Annotated in this window: 13 protein-coding genes; 6 read left to right on the forward strand and 7 right to left on the reverse strand. The window is 69.4% G+C overall.

The annotated features are described in order from the left end of the window. The first annotated feature begins 29 nt into the window (after window positions 1-29). Complete coding sequence (locus NPA30_RS16915) at window positions 30-938, forward strand: bifunctional helix-turn-helix transcriptional regulator/GNAT family N-acetyltransferase (RefSeq protein WP_256803952.1); 909 nt, start codon at window positions 30-32, stop codon at window positions 936-938. A gap of 89 nt (window positions 939-1,027) precedes the next feature. On the opposite strand, the gene NPA30_RS16920 is transcribed toward NPA30_RS16915, so the two are convergent. The 3 genes from NPA30_RS16920 to NPA30_RS16930 all read right to left on the reverse strand — a co-directional run bounded on the left by NPA30_RS16920 (window position 1,028) and on the right by NPA30_RS16930 (window position 3,759). Continuing rightward, window positions 1,028-1,849 carry an alpha/beta fold hydrolase gene (locus tag NPA30_RS16920; RefSeq protein WP_256803953.1) on the reverse strand — a complete coding sequence of 274 codons (822 nt, stop codon included), beginning with the start codon at window positions 1,847-1,849 and terminating at the stop codon, window positions 1,028-1,030. 70 nt (window positions 1,850-1,919) lie between these two features. Then, window positions 1,920-2,801: an aromatic amino acid exporter YddG gene (gene yddG / locus NPA30_RS16925; protein WP_256803954.1), complete on the reverse strand. Its 882-nt coding sequence runs from the start codon at window positions 2,799-2,801 to the stop codon at window positions 1,920-1,922. A 178-nt stretch (window positions 2,802-2,979) separates the two neighbouring features. After that, window positions 2,980-3,759 carry a DUF3108 domain-containing protein gene (locus tag NPA30_RS16930; RefSeq protein WP_256803955.1) on the reverse strand — a complete coding sequence of 260 codons (780 nt, stop codon included), beginning with the start codon at window positions 3,757-3,759 and terminating at the stop codon, window positions 2,980-2,982. A 255-nt stretch (window positions 3,760-4,014) separates the two neighbouring features. On the opposite strand from NPA30_RS16930, the gene rpmB reads away from it, so the two are divergent. The 3 genes from rpmB (at window position 4,015) to NPA30_RS16945 (ending at window position 5,629) form a co-directional block, all read left to right on the forward strand. Next, window positions 4,015-4,323 (forward strand): 50S ribosomal protein L28, encoded by a 309-nt coding sequence (rpmB, locus tag NPA30_RS16935; RefSeq protein ID WP_256803956.1) that lies wholly within the window; start codon window positions 4,015-4,017, stop codon window positions 4,321-4,323. Between the two features lie 91 nt (window positions 4,324-4,414). Further along, complete coding sequence (locus tag NPA30_RS16940) at window positions 4,415-5,104, forward strand: queuosine precursor transporter (protein WP_256803957.1); 690 nt, start codon at window positions 4,415-4,417, stop codon at window positions 5,102-5,104. A 132-nt stretch (window positions 5,105-5,236) separates the two neighbouring features. Then, window positions 5,237-5,629, forward strand: coding sequence for a DUF305 domain-containing protein (locus NPA30_RS16945; protein WP_256803958.1), 393 nt, complete (start codon window positions 5,237-5,239; stop codon window positions 5,627-5,629). 255 nt (window positions 5,630-5,884) lie between these two features. On the opposite strand, the gene NPA30_RS16950 is transcribed toward NPA30_RS16945, so the two are convergent. The 4 genes from NPA30_RS16950 to NPA30_RS16965 all read right to left on the reverse strand — a co-directional run bounded on the left by NPA30_RS16950 (window position 5,885) and on the right by NPA30_RS16965 (window position 11,055). Then, window positions 5,885-6,904: an esterase-like activity of phytase family protein gene (locus tag NPA30_RS16950; RefSeq protein ID WP_256803959.1), complete on the reverse strand. Its 1,020-nt coding sequence runs from the start codon at window positions 6,902-6,904 to the stop codon at window positions 5,885-5,887. Beyond that, complete coding sequence (cobT, locus tag NPA30_RS16955; RefSeq protein WP_256803960.1) at window positions 6,901-8,805, reverse strand: cobaltochelatase subunit CobT; 1,905 nt, start codon at window positions 8,803-8,805, stop codon at window positions 6,901-6,903. Before cobT ends, NPA30_RS16950 begins: the two co-directional genes overlap by 4 nt. Window positions 8,806-9,319: 514 nt before the next feature. Further along, complete coding sequence (gene cobS / locus NPA30_RS16960; RefSeq protein WP_256803962.1) at window positions 9,320-10,306, reverse strand: cobaltochelatase subunit CobS; 987 nt, start codon at window positions 10,304-10,306, stop codon at window positions 9,320-9,322. Window positions 10,307-10,449: 143 nt separating this feature from the next. Next, complete coding sequence (locus tag NPA30_RS16965; RefSeq protein ID WP_256803963.1) at window positions 10,450-11,055, reverse strand: J domain-containing protein; 606 nt, start codon at window positions 11,053-11,055, stop codon at window positions 10,450-10,452. A gap of 134 nt (window positions 11,056-11,189) precedes the next feature. On the opposite strand from NPA30_RS16965, the gene NPA30_RS16970 reads away from it, so the two are divergent. Beyond that, window positions 11,190-11,492, forward strand: a complete 303-nt coding sequence (locus tag NPA30_RS16970; RefSeq protein ID WP_256803964.1) for a BolA family protein — start codon at window positions 11,190-11,192, stop codon at window positions 11,490-11,492. A gap of 91 nt (window positions 11,493-11,583) precedes the next feature. Beyond that, window positions 11,584-12,228, forward strand: coding sequence for a YoaK family protein (locus NPA30_RS16975; protein WP_256803965.1), 645 nt, complete (start codon window positions 11,584-11,586; stop codon window positions 12,226-12,228). Window positions 12,229-12,248 lie beyond the last annotated feature (20 nt).

The raw sequence follows: 12,248 nt of genomic DNA on the forward strand, positions 1-12,248 counted from the left end.
TTGACTGAGACAACATAAGGGATGTGGCGATGTCGCTGGTTGACGAAGTCCGCAGCTTCAACCGCTTCTACACCCGTGCGATCGGGCTTCTGGAGCGCCACCTTCCGGCGAGCGACCTGTCGCTGCCGGAGGCCCGCGTCATCTACGAGATCGCCCAGCGTCGGTGCACCGCCGCGGAGATCGGCCGCCTGCTCGACATGGACAAGGCGCATCTCAGCCGCATCGTCGGCCGCCTGCGCGCGCGCGGACTGGTGGCGAGCAAGGTCAGCCCCGAGCATGGCCGGCACCTCCTGCTTTCGCTCACGCCAACGGGGACGGCCGCGTTCGCCGCGATGGAGGATGGCACCCGGGAGGCGATCGCGGCGCTGCTGCGCGATGTCGACGCGGGCTCGCGCCAGCGTCTCGGCGCCGCCCTGCGCGACATCCGCGCCGCCTTCGGCGAGGCGGGGAACAGCGCTCCGCCGGTGCTCCGGCCGCTCGGCGTCGGCGACGTCGGCTGGATCATCCACCGCCAGGCCCGGCTCTACCACGAGGACTACGGCTGGGACTGGACCTATGAGGCGCTGGTTGCGCGCATCCTTGCCGATTACGTCGCGGGGTTCGATCCGGCACGCGAGGACGGCTGGATCGCCGAACGCGACGGGCGCATCCTCGGCTCGGTCTTCCTGATGAAGAGCGAGGAGCCGCAGACCGGCAGGCTCCGGCTGCTCTATGTCGAGCCCGAGGCGCGCGGCCTCGGCCTCGGGCACCGGCTGGTCGAGACCTGCATCGACCGGGCGCGGGCGCTCGGCTATCGCCGGCTGACGCTGTGGACCAACGACATCCTCCTCGCCGCGCGCCGGATCTACCAGGCCAAAGGCTTCAGGCTCGTCGACGAGGCGCCGCACCACTCCTTCGGCCACGACCTCGTCGGGCAGACCTGGATCCTCGACCTCTGACGGCGGCGCCCGGCAGCCTCGCACGCGCGCCCGAGATGCGCCGTCCGGGATGAGCCTCCGGGACGGCTGGCGCCCTGACTGTAGCGCCGTCAGCCGGGTTCGAGGCGGCCGGACAGCATGGCTGCGACGATCGCCTCCGGTGCATCTTCCTGAACGAGGTGGCCGGCGTCCGGCACCCGGATCAAGGGCCGGCGGGAGAGCCGCGCGGCCAGTCGCTCGCCCTGCGCGATCGGGATCCAGCCGTCCTCTTCGCCCCAGAGGATCGTGACCGGGCAGGCCAGCGGCGCATAGTGCGGCTCGATCTCGTCCGTGAAGCGCTGATCCATCTGGGCGATCTGCCGGTAGAAGGCGGCCTGTCCCACCGCGCTCTCCCACGGCGCGCAATGGACCGCCAGCGCCTCCGCGGTCAGCGGCCGATGCGCCGCGCCTTGCAGATAGGCTCGCAGCAGCGCCTGGTGGGCATAGGGTGGGAGTCCGGAGAAGGCCGCCTCGTGCGTGCGAACATGCTGGACGAAGGGCGAGCCCCAGGGCGCGAGGGCTACGGCGTCGAACAGCGTCAACCTGCTGTAGCGCAGCCCGTCGAGGAACCAGCCGCGCAGCGCCGTCCCACCGCCGAAGTCGTGGCAGAGGATCTCGGGGAAGGTGAGGTTCCAGTGCGCCAGAAGCGAGGCGAGAACGCGGTTCTGAACGCCGAGCGAAACGTCCTGGCCGCCTCGCATCTCCGACTGCCCGTAGCCGAGGAGGTCGAAGTAGTAGACCGTCCAGTGCGGCGCCAGGAGGGGGGCGATCCTCCGCCAAATCTGGGAGGAGAACGGCGTGCCGTGGATCAGCACCAGGGGCGGCCCTTCGCCGATCGTGCCCCAGGCGATGCGCTGGCCGTCGAAGAGGTGGGTGCGATCGAGCGTCAGCATCGGCATCCTTTCGCGCTCTCGGACCGGAGCGCCAGAGTAGCGGGAGGAGCGCCGACCGCAATGGTTCGGTTCAGGCCTTGGCAGGGCGGCGTGACGCGAGCTTGCGGAAGACCGGCTGAGCGGCGAGCGCGGCGCCGGTCGTGATCAGGGCGGCTGCCGCCAGGATGCCTCCGGTGAGGCGGGCCTCGCCGGCAAGGCACAGCACCAGCGTCGAGAGCAGCGGCGCGGCATAGCTCGACGCGCCGATCAGCTGGATGTCGCCGTGCTTCACGCCGTGGTCCCAGACGTAGAAGGCCGCACCGACAGGCAGCAGGCCGAGGCCGAGGATCGCCAGCCACTGGCCCACATCACTTGGCCAGACGGTCGGCTCGAAGACGAGATGGGCGAGCAGCGAGAGCAGTGCCGTCGCGAGGCAGAAGCCGGCGACCGTCTCGCTCGGCACCGCGGCGAGCCGGCGCGACAGCAGCGAGTACGCGGACCAGAACAGCGCACAGCCGAGGGCGAGCAGATAGCCGGTGGCATGGGCGGGCGAGAAGTCGATCGTGCCGCGCCCGCCGATGATCAGCGCGGCGCCCGACAGGCCGAGGAGGGCGCCGAGCCCATGGAACCAGCGCAGCCGCTCGCCCGGCAGCATGGCCGAGCCGAGCACGATGAGGAGCGGCCAGAGATAGGCGATCAGGCTGGCTTCCGCCGCGGGGGCGTGGCGGAGAGCGGCGAAGTAGAGCGCGTGATAGCCGAACAGGCCGACGACGCCGGTGAGCCAGACCCGCGGTGGCTGGCGGAAGACGCCGAGCGGTGTGCGCCGCGCGATCAGCCAGGCAAGGCCGACGAGGCTGCCGATCGCGAAGGTCATGGCGTTCATCTGGAACGGCGGCACCTGGCCGCTGCGCGCCGTGAACAGGGCGAGCAGCGCCCACATCAGCACCGCCGAGAAGCCGAAGAGCGTCGCCATGCAGAAACTCCGCCAGAGGTCACCGGTCCGGCCGCGGACCGACCACACCCTCTGCCTTGCCGGGCGCCTCCCCACAAGGGCAGGCACAGCAGGCGGGGGGAGTGCCGGCGGAGGGGGTGAGGCGGCTTGTCGCCGGCCGCGTTGTGCCGGCGCACGCCTCTCCGCACGGCGAGGCGTCCTATCCCTTGGCGAACTGCGTCGCGGTGAAGGTGAGCGGGCCGATCTGCGTCGGGATGACGGCATGCACCGGCGCGTAGATGTCGGTGTCGGCGATCGGTGCGAACCAGAGCTGGATGGTCTGCCGGGTGATGAACTTCACGCCCTTGGAGGATGGCCGGAAGCCGCTGACGAGATCGACCCTGACGTCGCAGACGAAGGCGTCGCCCTTGAAGCCGTTGGTCGAGAACGGCTTGCGGCCGGCGGGCGAGAGCTTCAGGTCCATGCGCGACCAGCCATCGTAGAAGGGGAGGGACCGGTCGCACAGCGAGGCCGGGTCCTTGCCGGCCCGCAGCATCAGCCCGCTCAGCGGGTCGACCACCCGCTTCAGCTGTTCCGGCGTGACGGGCACGAAGTCCTTCTTCGGTGCCGGACGGTCGGGTGCGACGCTGCGGGAGGCGACGGCGCCGCCCTTCAGCGCCACGTCGCTCGACCAGTTCTTGCGGTCGCTGCGATAGGCGAGGGAGTAGCGGTCGGCCGTCAGCCGGTCGGGACCGATCGTGCCGGACACCGAGCTCTTGCCCTTGATGGTCGAAAAGATGTCGGCGAGACCCGACGAGGCGAGCGTGCCGTCGACCGAGTAGCTGCGCGTGTCGAGCGTCGTCTCGAAGGAGGCCTTGGCGACCGGCAGGCCGATCAGCGAGACGTTGTAGCTCGTGTGATAGACGCGCGGCTCGGCGTGGAGCGGACCGGCGAGAGCAAAGGCGGCGAGAAGACTGACGAGAATCGGCAGGCGCGGCATGCGGGTGGGGGCTCCGGAGAACGGCAGACTGCGATATAGGTGGTGCCAATGCGGCCGAATTGGAGCGAGGCCGCCCCGCCGGCCGGCGCCGATCCTTCGCCGCTTCGCCGGCAGCGCACCGCGCGCGCTTCTTGACGGGCGCGAGCGTGACGATTATAGCAGCCCGGATTTTCCGATCATGTCTCGTGGAGATGATCGCGCCACTTTCGTGGCGGCGCCACCCCGAGGCTTTGGCAGTTCTGAAAGGTTAGACCCATGCCGCGCGCTTGCGAACTGACGGGCAAGGCCGTCATGTCCGGCAACAATGTGAGCCACGCGAACAACAAGACGCGTCGCCGCTTCCTGCCGAATCTCGTCCAGGTCACGCTCCTCTCGGATGCGCTCGGCCAGAAGGTGCGCCTGCGCATCAGCGCCGCGGCGCTGCGCTCGGTCGAGCACCGCGGCGGCCTCGACGCCTTCCTCGTCAAGGCCGACGAGAAGGAGCTGTCGCAGCGTGCCCGTCTCCTGAAGCGCCAGATCGCCAAGAAGGTCGCCGGCGCGACCGAGGCGACCGCCGCCGCCTGATCTCCGTTCGGGCCGAGCCCTTCGGCCCGAGCACTTTAGTCGGACACGGCCGCCGCCGCGTCCCGCTGGTGCCATACCCCAGGATAAAAAAATGGGCTTCCTGTCGAAATATGCGCTGCCGGTGGCGGCGATGACGCTGATCGTCGTCGTCTCGAACGTCCTCGTGCAGTTCCCGATGGCCGGTCATGTCGGAAGCCTCGCGCTCGCCGACATCCTGACCTGGGGCGCCTTCACCTATCCCTTCGCCTTTCTGGTCAACGACCTGACCAACCGGATCCACGGGCCGCGCATCGCGCGCCGGGTGGTGTTCGTGGGCTTTGCCTGCGCGGTCGCCGCCTCGATCGCCGCCCCGCCGCTGCTCTACGATCTCGGGCTGATGGAGTTCGCGACGGCCGCCGACCGGCTGGCGCGCATCGCCATCGCCTCCGGCACCGCCTTCCTCCTCGCCCAGCTCCTCGACATCGCCATGTTCAACCGGCTGCGCCGGCAGAGCTGGTGGCGGGCGCCGGCAATCGGATCGCTCTCCGGCTCGGTGCTCGACACGCTGACCTTCTTCACGGTCGCCTTCGCGCCGCTCTTCGCCTTCGTCGGCCCATCCGACGACTTCTCGCTGCAGGGCGCGCCGCTTCTCGGCCTGTTCGCGGTCGAGGCGCCGCACTGGCTCTCCTGGGCGCTCGGCGATCTCGTGGTGAAGCTCCTGATCGCGGCCTTCGCGCTGGTGCCCTACCGGGTGATCATGCAGGCGGTGATGCCCTATCCGGCAGCGCCGGCGAGAGGCTGACGATACGGTCGGCGCGCCGCGGATCAGCCACAATCGGCGAGCCGAGATGATCCGCCACGTTCGGCAGTCATCGTGAGTTGGGTTCCCGTGTCGAAGATACTTCTCGCTTGTGTTCTCGTTTCGGCTTCTGCCGTGAGCCCTGCCCTTGCCCAAGCCGATCACGCCGCGGGCCACGCGGACGCGGCAGCCTTGCCGGCAGCCTGCGAGGCCGCCGCCGCGACCTCCTCGACGCCGAAGGGCGACGCTCACATGATGACGGGAGGCGCCATGAACGGCGCCCCCTCCGTGGGGCCGATGGCAGACTGGGAGACGTCGATGATGCGTGCAGCCACCATCATGGACCCTGACCTGGCCTTCAACTGCGGTATGATCGCCCATCACATGGGTGCCATCGCCATGGCCGAAGCCGAGTTGCACGCCGGCAAGGACCATGCTTCGCGAGCCATGGCCGCCGAGATCATCTCGACGCAGCGCAAGGAGATCGACGAGATGACAAAGCGTATCACGGCGCTGACGAAGAAATAGCCGCGCGCCGCCGGCGCGTATCGGCACACCGCACCGCCCGGTGGCCGCCCGGCAGGCACCTCCATCCTGAGGTGCCCGGCAAGGCCCTGGAAGAGGGAGGTGTCCTTTGTGTTGGTACGGCGTCCTTCACCCTCGCCCTTCGAGGCTCTCTGCGCTCGCACCTCAGGATGAGGGTGAAGAGGGCGCATGCCGCCGGAAGCCGGCACATGTGGGTCAGGCCAGGCCGTGCCTGGAAACGCGTGGGGCGGCCCGGTGCTATTGCGGTCCGGCCCGATCCTCCACCAGCCGGAACTCCAGGATCAGGTTGCGCTGGAACATCGAGCCATTGTCGTCGGAGATCATGGTCAGGCGGGTCGAGCCGTCCGGCGCCGTCCAGGCCTCCAGCCCCTCCATGTTGTCAATCTCCTCGCCGAGGTCGGCCTCGAAGATCACCGGTCCGTCGACGAGCGCGCCAGTCCGGACGGTCGCCCCGGCGATGCGGCGGATGCGGATGCCGAGGCGCCCGAGCCCGGTGTAGCGCCGCTCGAGCAGCAGGAGGTCGCCGCCCGGCAGGAACGTGCCGTCCGAGACGTCCCAGGGATCGTCGCGCTTCACCTTGAAGACGCCGTTCCGCCGGCCGCCCTGGAAGATCGCCGCGAAGATGTTGCCGTCGGGGTCGAGCGAGCGCTCGGCGATCGCGACGGCGGCACCGCCGAGGGATGACCCCTTCGGCGAGAGGGCGAGCGTCTCCAGCCCGCGATTGCGCCGCAGCTCGGCGCGCGGGACGGGGAGGGGCAGTGTCTCCGGCCGGCGGTCGAAGGGCGAGTCGGGATCGGTGTAGGCGAGGATGCGGTGGTCGCGCTCGAAGCCGACGAGCACGCGCTCGCCGTCGATGGCGAGCGACTCGGCGTCCGCTTCGGTCTTGCCGTCGAACGGTTCGCCCGTCGCGTCGAGCAGCGGGCCGGTGCGCGCGTCGAAAATGCCGGTCGGCCGGCCGCGCCCGTCGCGCTCGATCCGCCCGGCGAACCAGAGCCCGTCGTCGCTGACGGCGAGGAAGTGACCGTTGCGGGTGAAGCGCAGCGCCGACAAGCCGTGCAGACCCGTGCCCCAGAACTGGATGCCGCCGACGAAATCGAGCTGGCCGAAGCGGGTCGTCTCCGATCCCGGCTGGAAGCGCTCGATGCGCTGCGAGCCGACGGTCACCGGCGTGCCGCCGCCGGCCTGCGCCAGCGTCGGCAGGCCGAGCACGACCGCCAGCGCCAGCGCCGCGCCCCGGCGTCGAAGCGGCCGCGTCAACGCCGGGCGCCTGCCCTCAGCCGGCTGCGCGTGCGGGTCTGCCCTTGCGGCCGCTCCTCGAAGAGATCGGCAAGCTGCTCGGTCATCGCGCCGGCCAGCTCCTCGGCGTCGACGATGGTCACCGCGCGGCGGTAGTAGCGCGTCACGTCGTGGCCGATGCCGATGGCCAGGAGCTCGACCGGCGAGCGCGTCTCGATCTCCTCGATCACCGCGCGCAGGTGGCGCTCGAGATAGTTGCCTGGGTTGACTGAGAGGGTCGAATCGTCGACCGGCGCGCCGTCCGAGATCATCATCAGGATACGCCGCTGCTCCGACCGTCCGAGCAGGCGGTTGTGCGCCCAGATCAGCGCCTCGCCGTCGATGTTCTCCTTGAGCAGCCCCTCGCGCATCATCAGGCCGAGATTGTTGCGCGCCCGCCGCCACGGTGCGTCGGCGGACTTGTAGATGATGTGGCGCAGGTCGTTGAGCCGGCCCGGCTTCTGCGGCTTGCCGGCCTTCAGCCAGGCCTCGCGCGCCTGCCCGCCCTTCCATGCGCGGGTGGTGAAGCCGAGCACCTCGACCTTGACGCCGCAGCGCTCCAGCGTGCGGGCGAGGATGTCGGCGCAGGTCGCCGCCACGGTGATCGGCCGGCCCCGCATCGAGCCCGAATTGTCGATGAGGAGCGTCACCACCGTGTCGCGGAACTCGGTGTCGCGCTCCATCTTGTAGGTCAGCGGCTGCATCGGGTCGATGACCAGCCGGGTGAGGCGGGCGGTGTCGAGATAGCCCTCCTCGAGGTCGAAGTCCCAGGAGCGGTTCTGCTGGGCCATCAGCCGGCGCTGCAGCCGGTTGGCGAGCCGCCCGACGACGCCCTGCAGCGAGGCGAGCTGCTTGTCGAGAAAGGCCCGCAGCCGGTCGAGTTCGGCCGCGTCGCAGAGCTCCTCGGCGGTGATCACCTCGTCGAAGGCGGCGCTGAAGACGGCATAGTCGGTGTCGCCGATCTGGTTCGACAGCGGCTCGTTCGGGCGGCGCGACTCGCCCGGGGTCTCGGTCTGCTGGTCGTCGTCGACCGGGTCCTCGGCGGTGACCTCGGAGCTCTCGGCCTCGGCGGTCTCCTGGCTTTCGGTCTCGGCCTCGCTCTCCTGCGGCTGGGCCTGGTCGTCGCCGGCGTTTTCCTCCGAGCCGCCCTCGTCCTCGCCGCGCTCCTGCTTGTCGCCCTGCTCCTCTTCGTCGGCATCCTCGTCCGGGTTCTCCTGGGCGAGGTCCTCTGCCATGTCCATCGACACGAGCAGATCGCGGATGGCGCGGGCGAAGGCGCGCTGGTCCTCCACCGTCTCGGTCAGCCGCTCGAAGCGATCGCCGGCCTTGTCCTCGATCCAGTCGCGCCAGACGTCGACGAGCGCCTGCGCGCTCGGCGGCACCGGACGGCCGGTGAGGCGCTCTCGCACCATCAGCGCAATGGCGTCCTCCAGCGGCGCCTCGGCGCGGTCGGTGACGTCGGTGAGGTTGGAGCGAAAGTACTTGTCCTCGAGCATCGTCGCGAGGTTCTCGGCGACACCCGGCATGGCGTTGGCACCGATCGCCTCGACCCGCGCCTGCTCCACCGCGTCGAAGACGGCGCGCGCCGCCTTGCCGTCGGGGCACAGCGCAGCATGCGTCTTGGCGTCGTGGCGGGCGCGGCGCAGCGCCATCGCGTCGGCAAGGCCGCGGGTGACGGCGACGTCGTTCTTCGTCACCCGCTTCGGCAGGTCGGGCAGGCGCGCGCGCGTGCCGGCGAGGCCGGGCCGCTCGTTGGCGTAGACGACCTCGATCTCGCCCTCGCCGGCGATCGCCCGCAGGCAGCCGGCGACGGCGCGCCGGAACGGCTCGCGGTCGGTGACCTGGGATTGGGCGGGGCGCTTGTTGTCGCCGATGGTGGCCATGGGTTACTCGGCAGCCTCTTTGGCGCTGTGACGTGGCGCCGGGACGGTCTCGCCCGCCGCTAGGGCGGCATCAGCCCACTCCGCAGCGGCCGAGCGAACGTCTGCAACGGCGTCCAGTTCGGTCTCGCCGTCGCCCATGCAACCCGGGAGAGCGGGGATGGTCGCAAACCATCCGCCCCCCTCCTCGACCGCGAGCGGGCGCAGGTGGACTTCGTAGAGGGACGGATCAAAGGAAAGGCCGTCAATCTTGGAGATCGTTCGGTCGGAAGTCATGGCTTCCCTATCTCGTCCAGGAACCTCAGAAATTCCCGAATATATATTGCCTTTTATAGGACGGTGCGCCGGTATGGTATAGCGGCTGCCCCCTCCGGGAGCTCCGACCTTATAGTGTGATCCGCGAGATGGCTTGATGCAGTCGAGCCCGACCTCTCGGCATGCCGCCTCGATGTCCTCAATGCGCCAATCCCCCTTCGGATTGGCGCGCATCCGTTCGCGGACCTTGCCCAAGCCGCTCTCAATCCAGCACGACGTTCGCCGCGCTCTCCGGCAGCTCCTGGCCGAAGGCGCGCTGGTAGAGCTCGGCCACCAGCGGCCGCTCCAGATCGTCGCACTTGTTGAGGAAGGTGACGCGGAAGGCAAAGCCGATGTCGCCGAAGATCTCGGCGTTCTCGGCCCAGGTGATCACCGTGCGCGGGCTCATCACCGTCGACAGGTCGCCGTTCATGAAGGCCGAGCGGGTCATGTCGGCGACGCGCACCATCTTGGAGACGTCCTGGCGCCCGTCCTTGGTGTCGAAGTGCCGCGCCTTGGCGAGCACGATCCCGACCTCCTGGTCGTGCGGCAGGTAGTTCAGCGTCGTGACGATCGACCAGCGGTCCATCTGCGCCTGGTTGATCTGCTGCGTGCCGTGATAGAGCCCGGTGGTATCGCCGAGGCCGACGGTATTGGCCGTCGCGAACAGACGGAAGGCCGGGTGCGGGCGAACCACGCGGCTCTGGTCGAGCAGCGTCAGGCGGCCGGAGGATTCGAGCACCCGCTGGATCACGAACATCACGTCCGGGCGGCCGGCGTCATACTCGTCGAACACCAGCGCGACGTTGTTCTGATAGGCCCAGGGCAGGATGCCGTCCCGGAATTCGGTGACCTGCATGCCCTCGCGCACCGTGATCGCGTCCTTGCCGACGAGGTCGATGCGGCTGACGTGGCTGTCGAGATTGACGCGCACGCACGGCCAGTTGAGCCGCGCGGCCACCTGCTCGATGTGGGTCGACTTGCCGGTGCCGTGGAAACCCGAGACCATCACGCGGCGATTGCGCGCGAAGCCGGCGAGAATGGCGAGCGTCGTCTGCCGGTCGAACAGGTAGTCCGGATCGATCTCCGGCACATGGGGATCGGACTCGCTGAAGGCCGGGACGGTCAGATTGCTGTCGAAACCAAAGGTCTCGCGGACGGAGATCGTGGTGTCCGGGAGCCCGGCCACATCCTGCACCGCTGCGTTCATCATACCTCCAAGTACGACGCGACGAAGCCGGCGCCGAACATCTCACATAAAGTCGGAGCCCGCGACGGCGGGTTCCTGGCGCATTCGATCCCTCGGATGACGAGTTCGACGGCGGCAGGCGCCGAACCGTCCGGACGGAAGGCTCAGCAGAAACCGGACTGCTTCAGGAGCTTGTAGGCCTGGATGACCTCGCGCAGCCGGTCCTCGGATCCGCGATCGCCGCCGTTGACGTCGGGATGGTATTGCTTGACGAGACTCTTATACCGCGCCCGGATCGTCTCGCCAGTCGATTCCTGCGGCAGGTCGAGGGTTTCGAGAGCTTTTGCCTCCAGCGAGCGGACCTTCCGCCGCACGGGGGCGGGCGCCGGCTCGGTTCCCTCGAAGAGTTCGAACGGGTCGCGGGCCCGGCCGGTGAAGCGACGACCGCTGCGCGCTTCGCTCTTCAGCGGCTCGCTCGAGGCCGAGCCCATCTTCCAGGTCGGGCGATGGCCGGTGAGCGAATCCTTCAGATAGGCCTGGATGTCCCGGTCGTTCAGGCCGGAGAAGTAGTTGTAGCTCTTGTTGTAGAGCCGCACGTGGTCGACGCAGAAGTGGTAGTACTCGCCCTCATGGTCGCGCCCGCGCGGCGCCTTGTGAAGGCCGGGCTCCTCGCATCCCTCCCAGCCGCAGCTCGGCGCCCGCGACTTTTCGGCCGCCTGCGGGTCGGGGCGCAACCGGATGCGGTCGAAATATTTGGAGTCCAGTTTCATTGGCGGGATTATGGGGTTGCGTCGGAAGGCGAACAAGAATTGACAGGCGCGAAAAGATCGCTTCGCACCAGCCTCGCTGACGGGCCGACGGTGCGTCGCGCAAGAGGGTCAGATACGCGGAAGATGGAGAGATCATGACGGTCCAGCAGTCGATCGAGACGAAGCTGCGCGAAGCGCTGTCGCCCGAGAGCCTCGATGTGATCAACGAGAGCCATCTGCATGCCGGCCACCACCACGCCGGCAGCGACCACCATGGCGGCTTCGACGGCACCGGCGAGACCCATTTCAGGGTGCGGCTGGTGGCGGCCTCGCTGGCCGGCAAGAGCCGGCTCGACCGGCACCGGCTGATCAACGGGCTGCTCGGCGAGGAACTGGCGGGCGGGGTGCATGCGCTGGCGATCGAAGCGGCCGCGCCCGGCGAAGCGCGCCGGCGTTGAGGCCGCGGTCGTTGCGATGAACGACGCTCGCAACGGCGCCGACGACGCGAGACCGGCTGCCGCTCACGATCGGTGGCCCCGTCGGCGGCGCGTGGCCGGCCTCGGCTTCGTGGTGCTCCTCTCGTTCCTGGCGGGCATGACCGACGCCATCGGGTTCCTGCGCGCCGGCGACTTCCTGTCCTTCATGAGCGGCAACACGACGCGCCTCGCCATCGCGCTCGCCCAGGGGCGGAGCGACGCCATGCTGCGGCTCGGCGGCATCCTTCTGACCTTCGTCGCCGGCAACGCCCTCGGCGTGGTGGTCATGCGAGCCGGAGGCGGGCGGCACGGGCTGCTGCTCGGCGCCGTCACGGCGATCATGGGCATCAGCGCCTTGCTCGTGCCGCCGCTGTCGAATGCTGCGGCCTACCTGCCGCTGGTGCTCGCGATGGGGATGCTGAACGCTGCGGTCGATCGCGTCGGCGGTCAGCCGCTCGGCCTCACTTACGTCACCGGGGCGCTGTCGCGTCTCGGGAAGGGACTCGGCCGCGTCCTCTGCGGCGAGCGAGACGCTGGCTTTCTGGTCCAGGCCGTACCCTGGCTCGGGATGATCGCCGGCGGCCTCGCGGGCGCCAGTCTGTCGGCGCTGGCCGAGCCGGTGGCGCTGTGGACCGCCTGTGCCTTCGGCCTGGCGCTGACCATCGTCTCGGCCGCGGTTCCCCGCACCTGGCTCGGCGAGGCCTCCGGCCTGCGGTAGACAGAAAGGCGCCCGTTGGC

The sequence above is a fragment of the Mangrovibrevibacter kandeliae genome (assembly GCF_024519155.1).
Classification (GTDB): Bacteria; Pseudomonadota; Alphaproteobacteria; order Rhizobiales; family Rhizobiaceae; genus Mangrovibrevibacter; species Mangrovibrevibacter kandeliae.

Excerpts from the sequence above, each read along its gene's own strand:
- NPA30_RS16915 (WP_256803952.1), top strand. The coding sequence starts at position 30 with ATGTCGCTGGTTGACGAAGTCCGCAGCTTCAACCGCTTCTACACCCGT.
- NPA30_RS16920 (WP_256803953.1), bottom strand. The coding sequence starts at position 1,849 with ATGCTGACGCTCGATCGCACCCACCTCTTCGACGGCCAGCGCATCGCC.
- yddG (WP_256803954.1), bottom strand. The coding sequence starts at position 2,801 with ATGGCGACGCTCTTCGGCTTCTCGGCGGTGCTGATGTGGGCGCTGCTC.
- NPA30_RS16930 (WP_256803955.1), bottom strand. The coding sequence starts at position 3,759 with ATGCCGCGCCTGCCGATTCTCGTCAGTCTTCTCGCCGCCTTTGCTCTC.
- rpmB (WP_256803956.1), top strand. The coding sequence starts at position 4,015 with ATGCCGCGCGCTTGCGAACTGACGGGCAAGGCCGTCATGTCCGGCAAC.
- NPA30_RS16940 (WP_256803957.1), top strand. The coding sequence starts at position 4,415 with ATGGGCTTCCTGTCGAAATATGCGCTGCCGGTGGCGGCGATGACGCTG.
- cobT (WP_256803960.1), bottom strand. The coding sequence starts at position 8,805 with ATGGCCACCATCGGCGACAACAAGCGCCCCGCCCAATCCCAGGTCACC.
- cobS (WP_256803962.1), bottom strand. The coding sequence starts at position 10,306 with ATGAACGCAGCGGTGCAGGATGTGGCCGGGCTCCCGGACACCACGATC.
- NPA30_RS16965 (WP_256803963.1), bottom strand. The coding sequence starts at position 11,055 with ATGAAACTGGACTCCAAATATTTCGACCGCATCCGGTTGCGCCCCGAC.
- NPA30_RS16970 (WP_256803964.1), top strand. The coding sequence starts at position 11,190 with ATGACGGTCCAGCAGTCGATCGAGACGAAGCTGCGCGAAGCGCTGTCG.